Annotated in this window: 20 protein-coding genes; 14 read left to right on the top strand and 6 right to left on the bottom strand. The window is 63.5% G+C overall.

What is annotated here, in order from left to right:
* Positions 1-48 precede the first annotated feature (48 nt).
* The 7 genes from HMPREF2932_RS01610 (at position 49) to HMPREF2932_RS01580 (ending at position 5,839) form a co-directional block, all read left to right on the top strand.
* Positions 49-1,650: an ABC transporter family substrate-binding protein gene (locus tag HMPREF2932_RS01610; RefSeq protein ID WP_070700783.1), complete on the top strand. Its 1,602-nt coding sequence runs from the start codon at positions 49-51 to the stop codon at positions 1,648-1,650.
* Complete coding sequence (locus HMPREF2932_RS01605) at positions 1,640-2,509, top strand: PIG-L family deacetylase (RefSeq protein WP_049154366.1); 870 nt, start codon at positions 1,640-1,642, stop codon at positions 2,507-2,509. The genes HMPREF2932_RS01610 and HMPREF2932_RS01605 overlap by 11 nt, the downstream gene beginning before the upstream one ends.
* Complete coding sequence (locus tag HMPREF2932_RS01600; protein ID WP_049154368.1) at positions 2,506-2,898, top strand: hypothetical protein; 393 nt, start codon at positions 2,506-2,508, stop codon at positions 2,896-2,898. The genes HMPREF2932_RS01605 and HMPREF2932_RS01600 overlap by 4 nt, the downstream gene beginning before the upstream one ends.
* A 50-nt stretch (positions 2,899-2,948) precedes the next feature.
* Entirely contained in the window at positions 2,949-3,272 is a 324-nt protein-coding gene (fdxA, locus tag HMPREF2932_RS01595) for a ferredoxin (protein WP_005327491.1), read from the top strand.
* A gap of 3 nt (positions 3,273-3,275) precedes the next feature.
* The gene (gene dapC, locus HMPREF2932_RS01590) at positions 3,276-4,361 is read left to right on the top strand and encodes a succinyldiaminopimelate transaminase (protein ID WP_071409455.1); all 1,086 of its coding nucleotides are present in this window, start codon (positions 3,276-3,278) and stop codon (positions 4,359-4,361) included.
* Positions 4,362-5,168, top strand: coding sequence for a pseudouridine synthase (locus HMPREF2932_RS01585; RefSeq protein WP_070821610.1), 807 nt, complete (start codon positions 4,362-4,364; stop codon positions 5,166-5,168).
* Positions 5,169-5,275: 107 nt separating this feature from the next.
* Positions 5,276-5,839 carry a GtrA family protein gene (locus tag HMPREF2932_RS01580; RefSeq protein ID WP_046648283.1) on the top strand — a complete coding sequence of 188 codons (564 nt, stop codon included), beginning with the start codon at positions 5,276-5,278 and terminating at the stop codon, positions 5,837-5,839.
* Positions 5,840-6,271: 432 nt separating this feature from the next.
* Here HMPREF2932_RS01580 and HMPREF2932_RS01575 read toward each other — a convergent pair whose 3' ends face one another.
* The 6 genes from HMPREF2932_RS01575 to HMPREF2932_RS01550 form a co-directional block, all read right to left on the bottom strand.
* Positions 6,272-6,751 (bottom strand): SoxR reducing system RseC family protein, encoded by a 480-nt coding sequence (locus tag HMPREF2932_RS01575; protein WP_232745310.1) that lies wholly within the window; start codon positions 6,749-6,751, stop codon positions 6,272-6,274.
* Positions 6,735-6,944, bottom strand: coding sequence for a helix-turn-helix transcriptional regulator (locus HMPREF2932_RS13675; protein ID WP_046648286.1), 210 nt, complete (start codon positions 6,942-6,944; stop codon positions 6,735-6,737). The genes HMPREF2932_RS01575 and HMPREF2932_RS13675 overlap by 17 nt, the downstream gene beginning before the upstream one ends.
* A gap of 54 nt (positions 6,945-6,998) precedes the next feature.
* Positions 6,999-7,859 (bottom strand): DUF559 domain-containing protein, encoded by an 861-nt coding sequence (locus tag HMPREF2932_RS01565; protein WP_071409454.1) that lies wholly within the window; start codon positions 7,857-7,859, stop codon positions 6,999-7,001.
* A 484-nt stretch (positions 7,860-8,343) separates the two neighbouring features.
* Positions 8,344-9,774, bottom strand: coding sequence for an amino acid permease (locus HMPREF2932_RS01560; RefSeq protein ID WP_071409453.1), 1,431 nt, complete (start codon positions 9,772-9,774; stop codon positions 8,344-8,346).
* 89 nt (positions 9,775-9,863) lie between these two features.
* Entirely contained in the window at positions 9,864-10,835 is a 972-nt protein-coding gene (gene dapD / locus HMPREF2932_RS01555; RefSeq protein WP_071409452.1) for a 2,3,4,5-tetrahydropyridine-2,6-dicarboxylate N-succinyltransferase, read from the bottom strand.
* Positions 10,836-10,853: 18 nt separating this feature from the next.
* Complete coding sequence (locus HMPREF2932_RS01550) at positions 10,854-12,212, bottom strand: amino acid permease (protein WP_071409451.1); 1,359 nt, start codon at positions 12,210-12,212, stop codon at positions 10,854-10,856.
* A 91-nt stretch (positions 12,213-12,303) separates the two neighbouring features.
* Here HMPREF2932_RS01550 and dapE point away from each other — a divergent pair, with 91 nt between their 5' ends.
* The 7 genes from dapE to HMPREF2932_RS01515 are packed head-to-tail and all read left to right on the top strand — an operon-like array spanning position 12,304 to position 17,207.
* On the top strand, positions 12,304-13,392 hold the full coding sequence (gene dapE, locus HMPREF2932_RS01545) for a succinyl-diaminopimelate desuccinylase (RefSeq protein WP_070516815.1): 1,089 nt from the start codon (positions 12,304-12,306) through the stop codon (positions 13,390-13,392).
* Between the two features lie 7 nt (positions 13,393-13,399).
* Positions 13,400-14,170, top strand: coding sequence for an LOG family protein (locus HMPREF2932_RS01540; protein WP_070509630.1), 771 nt, complete (start codon positions 13,400-13,402; stop codon positions 14,168-14,170).
* 26 nt (positions 14,171-14,196) lie between these two features.
* Entirely contained in the window at positions 14,197-15,009 is an 813-nt protein-coding gene (gene folP / locus HMPREF2932_RS01535; RefSeq protein ID WP_198531324.1) for a dihydropteroate synthase, read from the top strand.
* 3 nt (positions 15,010-15,012) lie between these two features.
* Entirely contained in the window at positions 15,013-15,750 is a 738-nt protein-coding gene (locus tag HMPREF2932_RS01530; protein ID WP_071409450.1) for a glucosyl-3-phosphoglycerate synthase, read from the top strand.
* Positions 15,751-15,753: 3 nt separating this feature from the next.
* A complete protein-coding gene (locus tag HMPREF2932_RS01525) occupies positions 15,754-16,107 on the top strand; it encodes a DivIVA domain-containing protein (protein WP_046648296.1) in 354 nt (117 codons plus the stop codon).
* 35 nt (positions 16,108-16,142) lie between these two features.
* Positions 16,143-16,310 carry a DUF3117 domain-containing protein gene (locus tag HMPREF2932_RS01520; protein ID WP_010187237.1) on the top strand — a complete coding sequence of 56 codons (168 nt, stop codon included), beginning with the start codon at positions 16,143-16,145 and terminating at the stop codon, positions 16,308-16,310.
* 9 nt (positions 16,311-16,319) lie between these two features.
* On the top strand, positions 16,320-17,207 hold the full coding sequence (locus HMPREF2932_RS01515) for a methyltransferase domain-containing protein (RefSeq protein WP_046648297.1): 888 nt from the start codon (positions 16,320-16,322) through the stop codon (positions 17,205-17,207).
* Positions 17,208-17,458 lie beyond the last annotated feature (251 nt).

The following is a 17,458-nucleotide window of genomic DNA, read 5'->3' as shown; positions in this document are numbered from 1 at the left end:
GCAACTACAGTGGTAGGGAAAGTTTTCGGAATGTAAAGGTTGTGTGGAGTGGACCGTTTCCTGCCTCGGCTTGGCGTTATCCTCGCAGCCGCCCTGCTTACCGCCTGCCAGGCCAACCCCGGTCCGCCGCCGGTGGTAGATGAGAACGATCGCAGTACCACTCCAACGAATTCCAGCACCACGGCCCCGCCACCTGAGGCAGCACCCGAAGAGGACCTTCTGCCGGAGCGCAGCACCGTGGCGATTGGGGTGGACCCGCTGCGCGGCGGGCTCAACCCACACCTAGTGGCGAACAACTCCGAGCTGGTCAACCAGATTGCGGAGCTGGTCCTTCCTTCAGCTTTCCACGGCTCTGAGATGGATACGGATGTCCTGGAATCCGCAGAGGAGATCGAAGCCCCCGGCAGCATTGCCATGCGGGTACGCTATACCATCGCCGGGCCGGCGCAATGGTCGGATGGCACGCCGATCAGCGGCTCCGATTTTAACTACCTGTGGTCACAGATAACGCGCACGCCGGGCGCGAAGGACGTGGCTGGCTACCGGGCAATTACAGCCGTGCGGACCTCCGGGAATGGGCGCGTGGTCACCGTTGACTTTGCCCATCGCGTGGAGGATTGGCAGAAGCTCTTTGCCAACCTCGTGCCCTCCCACCTCCTGGAAGACCGCGATTTCGCCTCGGCCCTGGCTGACGGGATCCCCGCCTCGGCCGGGCGCTACCTCGTCGCCGGAATGGATCGCGGCCGGGGAATCATTACCCTCAACCGCAACGACCGGTTCTGGGGAGAAGATCCCGCGAATATCGACGTCATTCAGCTGCGCGCTGTGCGTGATACCGCGCAGGCGGTGAACATGCTGCGCTCGCACCAGATTGGTTTTGCTGACATCACACCGCAGCAGACCACCCTGGAGAACTTGAGCCTGCTCAGCAATGTCAATACCGGTGTGGTGACCCGGCAACGCCAGCTGCGGCTGAACATGTCGGCGGTTGAAGGAGCGCTCGATGAACAGGCGCAACGCCGTGCGTTGGCCTCGCTTCTCGACACCGACCAACTAGCCCGCCTCGCCACCGGCCGCGCCTCGGAGCTCAAGCCTGGGAACAATCCCTTCGATAGCCACGCGGAGCTCGCCCCATTGCGCGAGCGTGCGGGCCGCAAGCCGGTGCGGATTGCCGTGGATCCCCAGTACCCCACCGCCTTGGCGGCGGCCACCACCATCGTGGACGTGCTCCAAGCCAAGGCCATCGACGCGGAGGTCGTCACCGAACGCCTGACCACGATTACCTCCGACCTGCTCCCGGCGGGCAAGGTGGATGCTGTGGTGGCGTGGGATGAGAACGGCGAGGACGCACTCAGCCTGGCCAACTATTTCGTGTGCGCGACACCCACGCGCCCGGCGGCAACGTTGTCTGGGTACTGCCCGGAAAACTCCGCCGACACTGCCCTGGGTATTCTCTCTGGCGACGTGGATTCCGCGACCGCGCAGGATCGCGTAGAGCATCTCAACAGGGAGGAAGCGCTCTTCGTTCCGCTGCTCAACGAGGTGCGTATCCATGCTTTGGGCAAGGGTATTGTTGGCCCCGGACAAAGCATTGAGGACTGGGACTCCGGCCTCATCAGCGCACCGCAGTGGAGGAAAGATGATGACTAAGGATCTCACTGGCTACCGTGTCGTGGCCGTTCATGCCCACCCAGATGACGAGGTGCTTTTTACCGGCGGAACGTTGGCGGACCTGTCCGCGCGCGGCGCGCAGGTCACGCTGATTACCGCGACGCTGGGAGAGGAAGGCGAGATCATCGGCGAGCCCTACCAGGGCCTCGCGGAGACCGACCAGCTGGGAGGGTTCCGCGCCTGGGAGCTTAAGCACGCGCTCGACGCTTTAGGCGTCGACGGTATTCAGCTGGGTGGTTTCGGGCACTTCCGCGATTCCGGCATGGAAGGCTCGCCCGCTCACGAGAATCCGCGGGCCCTGGTCAACCGCGTGGAAGAGGCCGCCGACCTGATGCGGGGCCACCTTGTCGCGCTGCGTCCACATGCAGTGCTGACCTATGGCCCGGACGGCGGTTACGGGCACCCCGACCATATCGCTGTGCACAAGGCCGTGCATGCGGCTGCCTCGCCTGAGCAGCGCATCTGGTGGGCCGTCTTTGAGCGCGCCGCGCACTACCGCGGCCTCGATGCTGTTACCCCTCCGGAGGGCTGGAGCCTGCCCGATAAGGAGTACCTGGATAACTTCACCAATGCTGGCTGCGATGTGGCCTACGAGCTCACTGACGCGGCTCTCAGCGCCAAGCGCGCAGCGATGCTGGCCCACGCCACGCAGATCTGGCTTGCCGACGGCTCCCTCACTACCGTCAACCCTCACGCCGCCCAGGCGGGCTTGAAGGATCCCGCGGAGGTTCCCGCTGCCTATGCCTTGTCCAACCTGCTCACCATGCCGCTGCTGCGCCACGAGTTCTACCAGCTGGGCCAAGGTGAGCTGCAGGATTCATTGCTGGGGGAGAAATGAGCGAGCGCGCAATCCGCACCGACTTCTCCCGCGGCGAGCAAGTAGGGGGCCTAGTGTGGCTCGTCTTAGGCGCACTCTGCTCGCTGACCTTAGAGGTGGTCTATCTCACCGCCCGCGTGCCATGGTTCGACGGGGCCAGCGTGGCCTTTCCGATCACCATCCTCATCGCCTTTTGGTTCAACGGGGTGCTGACCCGCACAGCGCGGCTGTGGAGTGAGAATCCCTACATCGCGGGCTTGCCCGGTTTAGCTTGGGTGGCGGGTTTCCTCGCGTTCATGCTGGGTGCCGCTATCGGGGACGGTAGCTTGCTGGCCAATAATATTCTCAGCCTGCTGCTGTTCGCCGCGGGAATCGCGGGTAGCGTTTGGCCATTTTTCGCCTCGGAGTAGCATACTGTTAGTCGTAGAAAACCCGTGACACACAGGAGTTTAAACACCTTATGACTTACACCATCGCGCAGCCTTGCGTCGACGTGATGGACCGCGGCTGCGTTGAAGAGTGCCCGGTCGACTGCATCTACGAGGGCAAGCGCATGCTCTACATCCACCCGGACGAGTGCGTGGACTGCGGCGCCTGTGAGCCGGCTTGCCCGGTGGAGGCCATCTTCTACGAGGATGATGTCCCGGATGAGTGGCTGGACTACAACGATGCTAACGCCGCCTTCTTTGATGATCTCGGCTCCCCGGGCGGCGCAGCTGCGCTCGGCCCGCAGGACTTTGATGTCCCGATGATCGCTGCACTCCCGCCTCAGAACCAGGAGTAATAGATGAGCCGCACGCCGCTGGGAGACACGCTCCCGGATTTTCCGTGGAACTCGCTTGCTGACGCCAAGAAGAAAGCACAGGCGCACCCGGACGGGATCGTTGACCTATCGGTGGGCAATCCCGTCGATCCGGTGGCCCCAGGCGTGCAGTTAGCGCTGTCCGCAGCGGCCGAGGCCCCCGGCTACCCGCAGACACAGGGCACCCCGGAGCTGCGCGAGGCCATTGCGAAGGCGCTGCAGCGCCGCTACAACATGAACGTGGACGCGGTGCTGCCGGTCATCGGCACTAAGGAAGCTATCGCCTGGCTGCCTACCTTGCTGGGCATGCGCGGCGAGACCGTGGCTTTCCCGACGGTGGCTTATCCCACCTATGAAGTCGGTGCACTTCTGGCCGGTGCCAAGCCTCTGCGCGCCGATGAGGATTTCCAGGATGCGTCGCTCGTGTTCATCAACTCGCCGTCGAATCCGACGGGCAAGGTGTTGGGCGTCGAGAAGCTGCGTGAGATCGTTGCCTGGGCGCGCGCGAACAACGCCATCGTGGCCTCGGACGAGTGCTACATGGGCCTGGGCTGGGATGATGAGAACCCGCCGGTGTCCATCCTGGATCCGCGCGTGACCGATGGCGACAACACCGGGCTCATTGCGATGCATTCGCTGTCCAAGAGCGCGAACATGGCTTCTTACCGTGCCGGTTTCTTCGCGGGCGATGCCCAGCTCATCGCGGAGCTGCTGGAGCTGCGCAAGCACGCAGGGCTCATCGTTCCAGGCCCCATCCAGGCGGCCATGGTCGCCGCGCTTGACGACGACCCCTCCGAAGCCCTCCAGCGCCAACGCTACGCCGCGCGCCGTGTGGATCTCATGCGGGCGCTGACCGGCGCGGGCTTTCGGATCGAGCACTCCGAGGCCGGGCTCTACTTGTGGGCAACCCGCGGTGAGAACTGCCGCGAGACCGTCGACTGGCTGGCCGAGCGTGGCATCCTCGTTGCCCCCGGTGATTTCTACGGCCCAGCGGGCGAGCAGTTCGTGCGCATCGGTCTGAACGGCACCGATGAGCGCATTGCAGCGGCCGTCGCGCGCTTGGCTGAGTAGATGGCCTTTCGCCCGCCGGCACGGGAGGGGATTAGCCCGCGTAAGGTGATGCTCGCGGGCATCGTGCCCGCCACTCCTACCTATTGGGCAGGTGAGGCGGGCGATTCCGCGTTTTCGCCCGGTACTCGCTTAGAGTCCGGCACTGTGCTTCCCGGCCCAACGCTGGCCTGGTATCACCCTTCGGTGCCTTCCGAAGAGCCTATTCCGTTTGATTACCGCGTGGTGTTTGAAGACGGGGACCTGATAGTCGCGGACAAGCCGCACTTTCTGCCCACGACGTCGAACGGGCGCATCGTGCGCGAGACCCTCCAAACCCGCCTGCGCGTGGACTACGGGGAGGACTCTATTGTGCCGCTGCACCGGCTGGACCGGTTGACGTCGGGGTTGGTGCTGTGCTCGCGTAATCCGCGCACGCGCGCTGCGTACCAGCAGCTTTTTCAGGAGCGCGCGGTGGTGAAGCGCTACCGTGCTCGGGTGGCCGCGCCCTTCTCCTTCGACGGTACGGTGCGGCTGGGCATGCGGCGGGTGCGGGGTGAGCGCCAGGTCCGCGTGGATCCTATCGGCACGCCTACGGTGACTCGGGTGCGCGCTCGGGGAGCGATGGCCGATGTCTGGCCGCTGACCGGCCATACCCACCAGATTCGCGTGGTGCTCAACCACCTGGGCCATCCGATTGTGGGGGATGATACCTATCCGGTGGATCGCGGGTTGTCCCTCTACGATTTTTCCACGCCCCTGCGGCTTACTCACGTCGCTTTGAGCTTTAAGGATCCGCTTTCTGGTGAGAAGCGTGAGTTTCAGCTGTGAGATTCGGCGCTCTTGCGGCGCGCGTTTTAGTTTGCGCTTCGCGAGGGACTAGACTCGTACGAAGTTTTATTCATCATAATTGAGCATTTTGTACGAAGGGCGTGTCCATGGCGGATCTGAGCTTTGCTCGCTTTGCCTCGAATCTTGGCCAGTTCATTAAGTTCGGTCTGGTCGGTGGTTCGGGCACGTTGGTCAACATTGCGACTTCGATTGTGGCTGCAAAGTGCGGTTTGGCGTGGTTTGGTGCCACGCCGCATGACGCGATGTTCAACCTGTTCGGCACGCAGTTCCACGTGCGTTGGTTCATGCTCTTTTCCACGATTGCCTTCTTGGTGGCGAATACCTGGAACTACCAGCTCAACCGCATGTGGACGTTTAAGTCCGTGAACAAGGTGTCTTGGTTGCGTGGGTTCTTCCCATTCCTCATCACGGGTATCGGCGCCTACCTGGTTACCCTCGCGGTGCAGTACTTGCTGATGAATCCGACCTCGCCGTTGCAGCTGCCGCCGCATATTTTCGACGACTCTACCGGCTTCCGCACGATGTACTACTGGGCCAACGCCATTTCCATCGTGGTGGCGATGCCGATTAACTTCATCTTCAATAAGCTGTGGACCTTCCGCTCGACGCCAAAGACGCCGGTCGTGGTTCACGAGACCGAACCGGCTTAATACCGGGCCTTTGCCCCGCCTCGCCCCGCCTCGCCCCGCACCCTTCGCGCTCACCAGCGTAAGGCTGCGGGGCCTTTGTGTCGCGGCGGTGAGCGGGAAGGGAGGCGTCGGCACGCACCGCTTCCTTCGCGCTCACTGGAGACACGGCGTGGAAGCGCTCCATCGTGCTGGTGAGCGCTTAGGGACGAAAATCGGAAACCCGCCCTTTGCGCTCACCGGCATCTAATAGATTCGCTAGTTCCCGTTTACAGTGAGCGGGAAGGGGCGGCGGCAGCGGTTTAGCGGGGCAGGGCAAGGCTGCATTCTTTGCGGGGGCCGGCAGTATCGGCTTGAACTACCCTTGGCGCTCACCGGCGCCTGTAAAAAGCAAGACCCGCCGTCCGCGGTGAGCGCGAAGGGCGGGATGGATGGGGATTGGCCGGGCAGTGCGGTCTAGTCGTCGAGCTCGGAGTCGAGGCGGGCCTGGTCGCGTTGATGCTGGCGGCGGCGAAGGAATGGCGTGAAGATGATGGCGGCGGTCACGCCAGCCCCAGCGCCAAGCAAGTAGGAGGTGGAGTCCGGTGCGTAAGCGTTGTGGGCAATTCCAACGAACATCACAATGAGCGGGATGAGGTAGACGGTCATCGCAGGCCAAATGCGGCCAACAGGCGGGGTGGCGACGCGCTTGCGCAGCCACGCCGTGCCGAAGAGATTGCCGATGATAGACGGTGCGATGGCGAGGAAGCACAGCATGCTCATCTGACCAGGAAGGACCCAGGCGAGGATGGCTGCGGCGACGAGCTCGAGGAAGCGGGTCGGGGTAGCGCTGATGGTGTTGGCCTTGTAGAAAGTCTCGCGCTCGAATTCGTCGCGAGAGGCGCGGTCGATCTCGCGGAGCGTGTAGTTGGCCAGGGCGTTAATCATGTTGTTCATCTCCAAAGACTTCTTCGATGGTTTTTCCCAGTTCGCGGCAGATGTCTAGCGCTAGGTAGACGGAGGGGGAGTAGTTGCCGCGTTCGATATTGGCGATAGTTTGGCGGGAAACGCCGGCCCGTTCAGCAAGGTCGGCTTGAGACATCTCGAGCCAGCGCCGCCATTTGCGAACCATGTTCTGATGCTCGGCCATCTGGCCTCCTTTACGGTGTGTAACTCTTACATGCCTAAGTGTAAAGAAAACTTGTCACGATGGCAATGTTTGCATGCATAAGTGCCAAGTCCAATAAGGCTGGGTCGCCGCAGAAGGGAGCTTGGGATTTCGTCCTTTGAGCAGCTCAAGAGTCGCTTTGATAAGCAAGAAGGCGTCGTTGAGGTGGTAGCGGATATCGTCGGCAGTAAAGCGCAAAACCGTATACCCATGGGCTACGGCCGCGTTCTGCTTCGAGCGGTCCGCTTGAAACGCCCGATCATTTTTGTGGTACTCCCAGCCGTCGACCTCGATGATGAGCTTGCCAATCTTCAGGTCAAAGCGGTACCCCGCAATGAGCGCGTTGTGCTCAGGAAAGATCCCGTCCGCGCTAAGCCTTCGGCTGAGCTGGCGCTCCGGTACGCTATCGGCCCCAATCGGCGTGCGTCGGATAGTCTCTTTCAAGCGCCGGGGAACCCGACGCATCCTTCGCCGGTCATCTTCGAGGCGGGCTGGTCCTGTTTTGCCGCGGTAGTGCGCTTCCAGCAGCTGCCCGCACGCCGCGGCTATACGACGGGCTGCCCACAGCACCTGAACAACAGGCAGGCCATTTACCTTGGCAGTAGCCGACAGGCGTGAATGAGTCACGCGAAAACTTTTTCCCTTAAGCGTGCGCGGGCCCTCGGCTTCCAGCGGAAACGTCAGCTTCCTCCCCAGGTGAATCTCCTGTGCGGTCTTGCCCGTGAAATGTATTCGACTGAGCCCGTGTGCCAGAGCCCGCGCCACGGCAAGCGGCGACCACTCGTCGCTATAAATCCCGCGGTGCACGCGAAAGAGCGTCCCCGCGCGAAGCTTCCGCCTGATTGCCTCCTTGCTCAAGCCCTGCTCGCGAAGCTCCGCGGTCGTCCATGCCTTCATGAAGCTCAAGGTATGCAGTGCTTCACGACGCGTCGAGGGTCAATTCCCCGCCTGTGGATAACTTGGCCCTGCGGCGTCGATTTTGCGCTAAAAAGCTGTCGCGTCCGCAATTTTTGCACCTCTTGCCCGCCCCGAAACTCCCTTCGCGCCCACGGGCAGCCTTGAAAAGGCGACACCCCGGTCGCCGGTGAGCGCGAAGGGTGGTCAGTGATAGGCGTGGCGGGAAAGCGGCCCCGTTTGGTTCCGCCTTCCCCTTTGCGCTCACGGAGCACGTGCCTGGCGCTCTTCATCTCATCGATGGTGAGCGCGAAGGGAGTGATTGAGTGGGTAAGCTCCTGCGCCTGACCCTTGGCGGCCACCAAGAGCGGACAAACGGTACAACGCTGGTCGGCCGGTGAGCGCGAAAGGTGGGGCGGCGATGGAAACGAGGGGGTTGGGCGGCGATGGAAACGAGGGAGTGGGGCGGCGAGATGGCGAGGGGCGGCTAGCGGGCCTCGAGCTCCTCGGCCGTAGGTAGGGGCAGGCGAGACGTCGGGGCGATACCGCGGGCCTTCGCGTTGATGACACCGGCGATGGCGAGTACCGCGAACATGGTGGCGGCGGAGAAGAGCTGGATGCGGGCGGAGGCGTCGGTAAGCATGAGCACCGCGATGGACGCAAAGAGCGCCAGGGCGAACCACGTGAGGTAGGGGTAGGCCCACATGCGCACCGGCAGTGGATGGATGGCCTCGAGCTGTGGGCGCAGGCGCAATTGGCTCACCGCGATGAAGACCCACACGATGAGTAGTGAGGCGCCAGCGGCATTGAGCATGAAGGACAGTAGCCACCCGGTATCTGCGTAGTTCAGAACGACCATTACCGCGGAAAGAATGACAGACAGCGCGATGGCGGCAGTGGGCACGCCGCGGCGGTCAGTGGACGCGAAGAGCTTGGGCGCCTCACCGCGGCTAGCCAGCGAGTGCATCATGCGGGAGGAAGCGTAGATTTGCGCGTTGAAAGCAGAGAGCAGCGCGAGGACGATGACCACTTCCATGATGGCGGCCGCGCCTGGGATACCAGCCCGGTCCAGCACCATGGTGAACGGCGACTCGGCGGCAGACTGCGCGGAGCCGAGCGAGGAGTAGGGCAGGAGGAAAGTGATAACGAGGACAGAGCCCAGGTAGAACACCGAAATACGGGTAATGGTAGTGCGCACTGCGTTGACGAGGGATTTCTCGGGGTCCTCGGATTCCGCCGCGGCGATGGCAACGACCTCGATGCCGCCGAATGCGAATGCCACGGCGAGCAGACCGGCGGCGACGCCGCCGAGACCGTTGGGCATGAAGCCGTCGGCAAGGAAGACGGACGTCCCGATGAAGGTGTGGCCTGGAAGCAGGCCGAAAATGAGCAGCGCACCGATGACAAGGAAAGCAATGATGACGGCTACCTTGATGAAGGCGAACCAGTACTCGAACTCACCAAATAAACGCACGCGCAGGAGGTTGATGGTGCCGAAGAGCGCCACGCAGACGGCCGCGGGGATCCACGGCGGGCAGTTAAACCACGCGCCGATGAACCCGGCCGCGCCGGTGATTTCCGCGCCAAGGACCGCGACGGTGGCGAGCCAATAAATCCAGCCCTGCGTAAATCCTGCCCAGCGGCCAATGCCGTGCTCCGCGTATTCGGAGAAGGAGCCGGATGCGGGGATAACCGTGCCCATCTCACCGAGCATCTGCATGACCAGGATGGCAAGGAATCCAGCGATGAGATAAGCCAGAAGGACCGCGGGGCCGGCGGCGGAGATGCCGACGCCCGTGCCTAAGAAAAGGCCGGCGCCAATGGTGGAGCCCAGCCCCATCATGGTCAGGTGGCGGACCTTCAAGCCGCTGCCGAGTGAGCGAGGAGAGGAATCGTTTTGAGCAGTCACCTTTAGCATTCTAGGCCGCGGCTTTAGTCGCTTGGGCATAAAGGGGCCCGGGATCAAGAAAAGCCCCCGCAGACACGGGGGCCTTAATGCTGCTAAGCCTAGTTCTTGTGCAGGTCCTCGTTGAGGGCCACAGCCTCAGACTTCCATTCCACGGCCTCGACGGCGCCGGTCACGGAGTTACGGCGCAGCAGCACGCCGGAGACGCCAGAGAGCTTGGAGCCCTTGATGGTGCCGCCCTCAGACAGGCCCAGGGCCTCCGCGATCTTGCCAAAGACGGCAATCTTGGTACCGGCGGTGACGTAGAGGCCGGCTTCGACGACGGCGTCGTCGCCAAGCGAAATGCCCACGCCGGAGTTCGCGCCGAGCAGGCAGCGCTCACCGATGGAGATGACCTCCTTGCCGCCGCCGGAGAGGGTGCCCATGATGGAGGCGCCGCCGCCGATATCGGAGCCATCGCCCACGACAACACCCGCGGAAATACGGCCCTCGACCATGGAGGCACCCAGGGTGCCGGCGTTGAAGTTAACGAAGCCCTCGTGCATCACGGTCGTGCCCTCAGCGAGGTGGGCGCCCAGGCGAACGCGGTCAGCGTCACCGATGCGCACGCCGGACGGAACGACGTAATCGACCATGCGCGGGAACTTATCGACGGAGTAGACCACGACCGGGCCGCGGGAGGCGAGGCGGCCGCGGACCATTTGGAAATCGGCAACCGCGCAGGGGCCGTAGTTAGTCCACACCACGTTGGCCAGCTTGCCGAAGATCCCGTCTACGTTCAGGCCGTGAGGCTTGACTGCGCGGTGGGAGAGCAGGTGCAGGCGCAGGTAAGCGTCGTAGGTGTCGGCGGGAGCCTCGTCCAGATCCTTGATGGAGGTCTCCACCGCGATGCGGGCAACGCCGCGCTCCTCGTCGGGGCCCACCAGGTCAGCGAACTGCTGCGGAACCTCCTCCAGGCGCTCGGTGCCGCTGGCTTCTACAGAGATATCGGTGTGAACTGCGGGGAACCAGACGTCCAGGACGGTGCCGTCATGGGTAATGGTTGCCAGGCCGCGTGCGGATGCTGAAGTCATAGGCTCACACCCTAGCAGCTACGCGTCCGCTCCGCGCCTTTTGTTACCCGGGAGTAGGTGGAAGATCACAACCAGGGAAACGGTCAGGATGAGGACGGCGAGGACTTGGTTGCGGGCGGAGGCGTCGAAAAGCATGAGAATCGTAAGACCCACCAGTGCTAGGGCAGTCAGCCACGGCAGCCAGGGGAAGCCCGGCACGCGCAGCGTCGTGAGCTCGCCATTGGTCTTGAGGACAGGGTGCAGCTTGATGTAGGAAGCGACGATGAAACACCAGATGACCAGCAGGCATCCGCCCACCGCGTTGAAGAGGAAGGCCAGAAGCCCCGGCGGGTTCCAGTACTGCAGAACCACCGACGCGAAGGCGAAGATGATGGAGAGCACCACCGCAAAAATGGGCGAACCGGAGGTGTTCGTCCGAAGGAAGACGTGGTGCGCGCTGTGGTCCTTGGCCATGTCGTAGACCAAGCGGGAGGTGGCGTAGATCTGCGCGTTGAAGGCGGACAGCAGCGCCAGGGCAATGATCGCCTCCATGAATCCGGCCGCGAAGGGGATTTTCGCGGCGGCGAGGACCAGGGTGAAGGGCGAGTCCGCGGCCACATCGGCGTCCTGGATGGAGCTGAAAGGCAAGGCCATGGTGATGACCAGGATGGAGCCGATGTAGAAGACCATGATGCGCACGATGATGGCGCGCACGGCAGTAGCGACGTTGTGGGCCGGGTCCTCAGATTCCGCCGCGGCAATGGTGACCAGTTCGATGCCACCGAAAGCGAAAGCCACGGCGAGCAAGCCGGCAGCAAAGCCGGGGCCGCCGTTGGGCAGGAAGTTCTCCGTGAAGTTATGTCCCGCCATGGACAGGTCCATACCCGGCAGGATACCCAGTGCCATGAGCACACCGACGCCCAGGAAGGCCACGATCGTGGCCACCTTGATGATGGCGAACCAGAACTCGAATTCGCCGAAGCCACCCACGGCGGCAAAGTTAACGATGGCGAAGAAGACCACGGCCACCAATGCCGGAATCCAGGGGTCCACCCCGAACCAGTTGGAGACAATCGCCGCGGCACCGGTAATCTCCGCGCCCATCACCATGACCAGCATGAACCAGTAAATCCAGCCCAAGGTAAACCTGGCCCAGGGCCCGAAGGCCTGGCCCGCATAGGTAGAGAAAGCGCCCAGCGAAGGCCGCGCCGCGGCCATCTCGCCGAGCATCCACATCACCAAGGCGATGAGCGCACCAGCCACCGCATAGGAAATAAGGACGGAGGTGCCGGAGACCTGGATGCCCAGGCCGACGCCTAGGAAGAGGCCCGCGCCCACCGCGGAGCCGAGGCCCATCATGGTGAGGTGGCGGGTTTTGAGTTGAGTGGCCGCAGCCATAGGGAAATCACCTTCAACGCTGTTGATTGTTTGCAACGGGAAGTACTTTACGCAATGCACTAAGCAACCGGGGGCGCTAGCATGGCGGGTTGTGACTTTAAATCTCTTCTCCGATCCCATCGAGCTGACCAAGGCGCTGGTGGATATCCCTAGCCCTTCGCACCACGAGCAAGCGATCGCTGATGCCGTCGAGGAAGCCCTGCGCGGTCTGGACCAGAGCACAGTAGAGGTGGAACGCTACGGCAACACCGTCTGCGCCCGGACGAATCGGGGCTTCGAAAGCCGCGTGGTCCTCGCCGGCCACATCGATACCGTGCCCTTGGCCGATAACGTCCCCCACACCATGTCGGAGGACGGCGCCACCATGTATGGCTGCGGCACCGTGGACATGAAGTCCGGCATGGCGGTCTACCTCAACGCCTTTGCGCAGCTGTACGACTCCGATGAGCTCAAGCACGATCTCACGGTCATCGCCTATGAGGGCGAGGAGGTCGCCACCGAATTCAACGGTCTGGGCCACTTGCAGAAGGATCACCCGGAGTGGCTGCAGGGAGACCTAGCGCTGTTGGGCGAGCCCTCCGGCGCCATGATCGAGGCCGGCTGCCAAGGCACCATCCGCGTGCGCGTTACCGCCCACGGCACCCGCGCGCACTCGGCCCGCGCCTGGCTGGGCTCCAACGCGGCACACACCTTGGCGCCGGTGATGCTCAACGTGGCTAACTACCAGCCGCGCGACGTGGAGATTGACGGCTGCACCTACAAGGAAGGCCTCAACATCGTTCACCTCGAATCCGGCGTGGCCACCAACACCATCCCGGATGAGGCCTGGATGTTCGTCAACTTCCGCTTCGCTCCCGACCGCAATTCCGAAGAGGCGCTGGCGCACCTGCTGGAGGTCCTCGGCGAGCACGAAAACATCACCGTGGAGGTCGATGACATCGCGGGTGCGGCCCTGCCCGGCTTAGGTCAGCCGGCGGCACGCGCGCTTGTCGACGCCGTCGGCGGCAACGTCCGCGCCAAGTACGGGTGGACCGACGTGGCCCGTTTCTCCGAGATGGGTACCCCAGCCGTTAACTTCGGCCCTGGCGATCCGGGCTTTGCTCACAAGAAGGACGAGCAGGTGCCCATCGCCCAGATCACCGAAGTCTCGACCGCACTCTTGAATTACCTGAAGGGATAACACCACCATGACTCCTGAGCAACTGCGCACCCTGCGCGGACCTCTTCTCGTGCGCACCGCCGGAGAGCAGTCCTCCACCTTTGATCAGCGCCTGCTGCAGTCTGGTGCGGATCACGAGTGGCAGCACGCCGATCCCTGGCGCGTCCTGCGCATCCAGGGCGAGTTCGTGGACGGCTTCGACGCCCTGGCCAAGCTGCCCAAGGCCGTGACCGTCTTCGGCTCTGCCCGCACCCCGGAGGATGACCCGAACTACCAGCTGGGCGTGGCCTTGGGACGCCGCCTCGTTGAGGCCAAGTACGCCGTTATCACCGGCGGCGGCCCCGGCATCATGGAGGCGGCCAACCGCGGCGCGCACGAGGCTGGCGGGCTGTCTGTGGGCCTCGGCATCGAGCTGCCGCACGAACAGGGCCTGAACCCCTATGTGGATCTGGGCTTGAACTTCCGCTACTTCTTCGCCCGCAAGACCATGTTCCTCAAGTACTCCCAGGCCTTCATCTGTCTGCCCGGCGGCATGGGCACCATGGATGAGTTCTTCGAGGTCATGTGCATGGTCCAAACCGGCAAGGTGACCAACTATCCCATCGTGCTCATGGGCACCGACTACTGGGCAGGCCTGGTGGAATGGATGAAGAAGACCCTGGCCGAGGGTGGGTTCATCAACCCCGAGGACCTCGATCTCTTCCTCGTCACCGACGATATCGATGAAGCCGTCGCTCACATCCTGGCCGCGCACAAGGTCATGTCGGACAAGCGCCTGCGGGAGCAAGAAGACAAGTGACCTCCGCTCCTCACCTCGCACGGGTCATGGCGATTGTGAACCGCACGCCGGACTCCTTCTACGACAAGGGCGCCACCTTCGAGCTCGACCCCGCAATCCAGCGTGCTGAGCAGTCGCTTGACGACGGCGCCTCCATCATCGATATCGGCGGCGTCAAGGCCGGCCCGGGTGAGCACGTCGACGCGGCCGAGGAAATCGAGCGCGTCGTGCCGACTATCGCGGAGCTGCACCGTCGCCGCCCGGAGGCGCTGATCTCCGTGGACACGTGGCGCGCCGAGGTCGCAGAGGAAGCTATCGCCGCGGGCGCCGGGCTGGTCAACGACACGTGGGCCGGTTGGGACCCCGAGCTCATCGAAGTCGCCGGCCACCACAAGGTCGGCTACGTGTGCTCGCACACCGGTGGCGTGACCCCGCGCACCCGCCCGCACCGCGTGCACTTCGACGACGTGGTCGCTGACGTCATCGCCGAGACTACGCGACTGGCGGAGCGCGCCGCCGACCTCGGCTGCCCGGAGGAGCTGACGTTCATCGACCCCACGCACGACTTTGGCAAAAACACCTTCCACGGTCTGGAACTGTTGCGGCGCATCGATGAGATCGTGGCAACGGGCTGGCCGGTGCTCATGGCCTTGTCGAACAAGGACTTTGTGGGCGAGACCCTCGACCGAGCCGTCGACCAGCGCGTCGCGGGCACCCTGGCAGCGACGGCGTGGTCGGCAGCGCGCGGCGTGGCGGCGTTTCGGGTGCATGAGGTGGGCCCGACGCTCGATGTCATCCGCATGACCGCTGCCATTCAGGGGCACATGGCGCCGCTTGCGACGACGCGGGGGCTGGCCTAAGGCATGTTTCCGAGCATTTCTGTGGTCATCCCTGCGCTGGATGAGGAGCGCACCGTCGCGCACGTCGTGCGCGCCTGCCTGGCGGATGAGCCTTTAGAGGTCATCGTCATCGACGCCGACTCCACCGATGAGACCGCCGCCCGGGCCGCCGCGGCGGGTGCCCGGGTGTGCAACTGGCGCGAGGTGCTGGACGAGGAACCGCGTCCGGGAAAGGGTGAGTCCCTGTGGCGCGGGGTGGCCGCGGCCCGTGGTGAGGTGGTCGTGTTCATCGACGCGGATTTAGAGTCTGCGCGGCCCGGCATGGTCACAGCACTGACCGAGCCCTTTGTGGATCCCCACGTGCAGCTGGTCAAGGCGCGCTACGCGCGCAGCCTGAACGGCCAGCCCACCGGTGGCGGGCGGGTTACGGAACTGAGCGCCAAGCCGCTGCTGCGCATGTTCTTCCCCGAGCTCGCGCACATCGATCAACCTCTGGGCGGGGAGTACGCGATTCGCCGCGAGACAGCCCTGGGTCTGCCTTTTGTTGCGGGCTATGGGGTGGAGGCGGGGTTGCTGATAGACGTCGCCAAGCGCTATGGCCCCCACGCCATCGCCGAGGTGGACCTGGGCACCCGCGCCCACCGCAACCGCCCGCTCGAGGAGCTGGCCCCGATGGCCGATGTAGTCTCCCGCACCATTCTTTCTCGCGCGGGCGTGGTTGGCCCCGTTGCCCAACGTCCGCCGCTGCTGGGTAAGATTTAGCGCATGATGTCCTGGATTCTTCTTATCGTCGTCCTTATCGCCCTCGTCATCATTGGCACATGGGCGTGGGGAACCATCGTGGGTCGGGGGACCGTGATGGAGGCTCCCGATACGGCCGTGGATACCAACGAGGAGAATCTGCGCGCCCTTGAGGAGGGGCGCTTCGACGACCTGCGTTTCGACGTCGTGACACGCGGCTACCGCCAGGACCAAGTCGATGCGCTGCTGGCTGCCGTCGAGCGCCGCATGGGCGCTGCGCCGGTGGCTTCTGATGGTTCTGCAGATGATTCTGCGGAACCATCCCCCGCGGGTGCGGCAACGAGCCTGCCGCTGTCAGCCGAAAAAGAGCTAGACTAGAAGGACGTTCTAAAAATAGTCGAAGGAGACTCAATATGGCAGCGATGAAGCCCCGTACCACTGGTGGAGAGATGGAAGCGGTAGAGGAGTCCCGCAAGATCGTGATGCGCATTCCTTCTGACGGGGGTGGGCGCATTGTCATTGAGCTCAGTAAAGAAGAAGCAGCGGAGCTGGGTTCACTCCTCGTAGCAGTTTCTAGCTAGTCTAGGAGCATGCTTTCACATATCGTCGATATTCTGGCCGATCCTGCCGATGGCAGCGCCCTGCAGGGCGCGGATGATTTTTCTCGCCTCGTGTCGGAGACCGGCCACTCTTATGACGTGGCCAAGCAGGGCTACGTCACGCTGGCAGCCGGCGCGGGCCTGAAACATCAGGGCGACGATGCCGCGATGGTTACCGCCCGCGAGACCTACCTGGCCATGGGGCACTTCGCGCCCTTCGTGGAGGCAGTGACCGGCGCGGTCCAGGATTCTCTGGAAACTCAGGATGCGGCTGAGCACGCGGCTGGCCTGGATGTGGACACCGCCCCTGCGCTCCTTGAGGTGGGCGCGGGCACGGGTTACTACCTAGCCCACACGCTCGATTCGATTGAGGGCGCTCGTGGCGTGGGCCTGGATATCTCTACGCATGCGGCCAAGCACCTGGCCAAGTCGCACGAGCGCGTCGGCGCTGTGGTCGCGGATGTGTGGGAGCGTCTGCCGCTCAAGGATGATTCGATTCACGCCATCTCGGTTGTCTTCGCCCCGCGCAACCCGGCGGAATTCCAGCGCGTGCTCGCCCCCGGCGGGGAGGTTATTGTGCTGACTCCGCAGGCTGGCCACCTCGATGAGCTGCGGGAGCCTTTGGGCATCCTCGGAGTCGAGGAAGGAAAGGTGGAGCGTCTCTACGCGCAGGCGGAAGGTTTCCTCGAGCAGGCGGCCGACCCGGTCGATATTTCTTTCCCGATCGTCCTAGACAAGGCCTCCATCGCCGCGCAGGTGGGCATGAGTCCCTCGGCGCGCCACATCAGCCCGGAAGAGCTGGCCGAGCGCATGGCCTCTCTGCCGCAAACCCTGACCGTGACGGCGCACGCTCGTCTGGACCGTCTGCGCTCTGCTTAATAGGCGGCTTTATTCTCGGCCGCATGCTGGTTGCATTTCTGGCCTAAACGCTTCAAAGCTGCAGCTGTGGCCCATCCTCAGCATTTCATGGCTACATCCCCGGTCCATCCTCAGCATTTCATGGCTACATCCCCGGTCCGGCCTGACTTGGCTCACGGTTGGGTGATGAAGGTCACCCTTGACATTGTGGCCTGGTGGTTTGGTGTTGTGGTGGTTGTTTTTTCGGCACTAAGCGGGTATCGGCGGGGGTA

The sequence above is a fragment of the Corynebacterium sp. HMSC074H12 genome, from assembly GCF_001813755.1.
GTDB lineage: Bacteria > Actinomycetota > Actinomycetes > Mycobacteriales > Mycobacteriaceae > Corynebacterium > Corynebacterium hiratae.
This window is presented reverse-complemented; position numbering and strand designations above follow the sequence as displayed.

Excerpts from the sequence above, each read along its gene's own strand:
- HMPREF2932_RS13675 (WP_046648286.1), bottom strand. The coding sequence starts at position 6,944 with ATGGCCGAGCATCAGAACATGGTTCGCAAATGGCGGCGCTGGCTCGAG.
- HMPREF2932_RS01600 (WP_049154368.1), top strand. The coding sequence starts at position 2,506 with ATGAGCGAGCGCGCAATCCGCACCGACTTCTCCCGCGGCGAGCAAGTA.
- HMPREF2932_RS01580 (WP_046648283.1), top strand. The coding sequence starts at position 5,276 with ATGGCGGATCTGAGCTTTGCTCGCTTTGCCTCGAATCTTGGCCAGTTC.
- HMPREF2932_RS01550 (WP_071409451.1), bottom strand. The coding sequence starts at position 12,212 with ATGGCTGCGGCCACTCAACTCAAAACCCGCCACCTCACCATGATGGGC.
- HMPREF2932_RS01515 (WP_046648297.1), top strand. The coding sequence starts at position 16,320 with ATGCTTTCACATATCGTCGATATTCTGGCCGATCCTGCCGATGGCAGC.
- HMPREF2932_RS01530 (WP_071409450.1), top strand. The coding sequence starts at position 15,013 with ATGTTTCCGAGCATTTCTGTGGTCATCCCTGCGCTGGATGAGGAGCGC.
- HMPREF2932_RS01540 (WP_070509630.1), top strand. The coding sequence starts at position 13,400 with ATGACTCCTGAGCAACTGCGCACCCTGCGCGGACCTCTTCTCGTGCGC.
- dapC (WP_071409455.1), top strand. The coding sequence starts at position 3,276 with ATGAGCCGCACGCCGCTGGGAGACACGCTCCCGGATTTTCCGTGGAAC.
- HMPREF2932_RS01575 (WP_232745310.1), bottom strand. The coding sequence starts at position 6,751 with ATGAACAACATGATTAACGCCCTGGCCAACTACACGCTCCGCGAGATC.
- dapD (WP_071409452.1), bottom strand. The coding sequence starts at position 10,835 with ATGACTTCAGCATCCGCACGCGGCCTGGCAACCATTACCCATGACGGC.
- HMPREF2932_RS01585 (WP_070821610.1), top strand. The coding sequence starts at position 4,362 with ATGGCCTTTCGCCCGCCGGCACGGGAGGGGATTAGCCCGCGTAAGGTG.
- HMPREF2932_RS01520 (WP_010187237.1), top strand. The coding sequence starts at position 16,143 with ATGGCAGCGATGAAGCCCCGTACCACTGGTGGAGAGATGGAAGCGGTA.
- fdxA (WP_005327491.1), top strand. The coding sequence starts at position 2,949 with ATGACTTACACCATCGCGCAGCCTTGCGTCGACGTGATGGACCGCGGC.
- folP (WP_198531324.1), top strand. The coding sequence starts at position 14,197 with ATGGCGATTGTGAACCGCACGCCGGACTCCTTCTACGACAAGGGCGCC.
- HMPREF2932_RS01525 (WP_046648296.1), top strand. The coding sequence starts at position 15,754 with ATGATGTCCTGGATTCTTCTTATCGTCGTCCTTATCGCCCTCGTCATC.
- HMPREF2932_RS01605 (WP_049154366.1), top strand. The coding sequence starts at position 1,640 with ATGATGACTAAGGATCTCACTGGCTACCGTGTCGTGGCCGTTCATGCC.
- HMPREF2932_RS01565 (WP_071409454.1), bottom strand. The coding sequence starts at position 7,859 with ATGAAGGCATGGACGACCGCGGAGCTTCGCGAGCAGGGCTTGAGCAAG.
- HMPREF2932_RS01560 (WP_071409453.1), bottom strand. The coding sequence starts at position 9,774 with ATGCTAAAGGTGACTGCTCAAAACGATTCCTCTCCTCGCTCACTCGGC.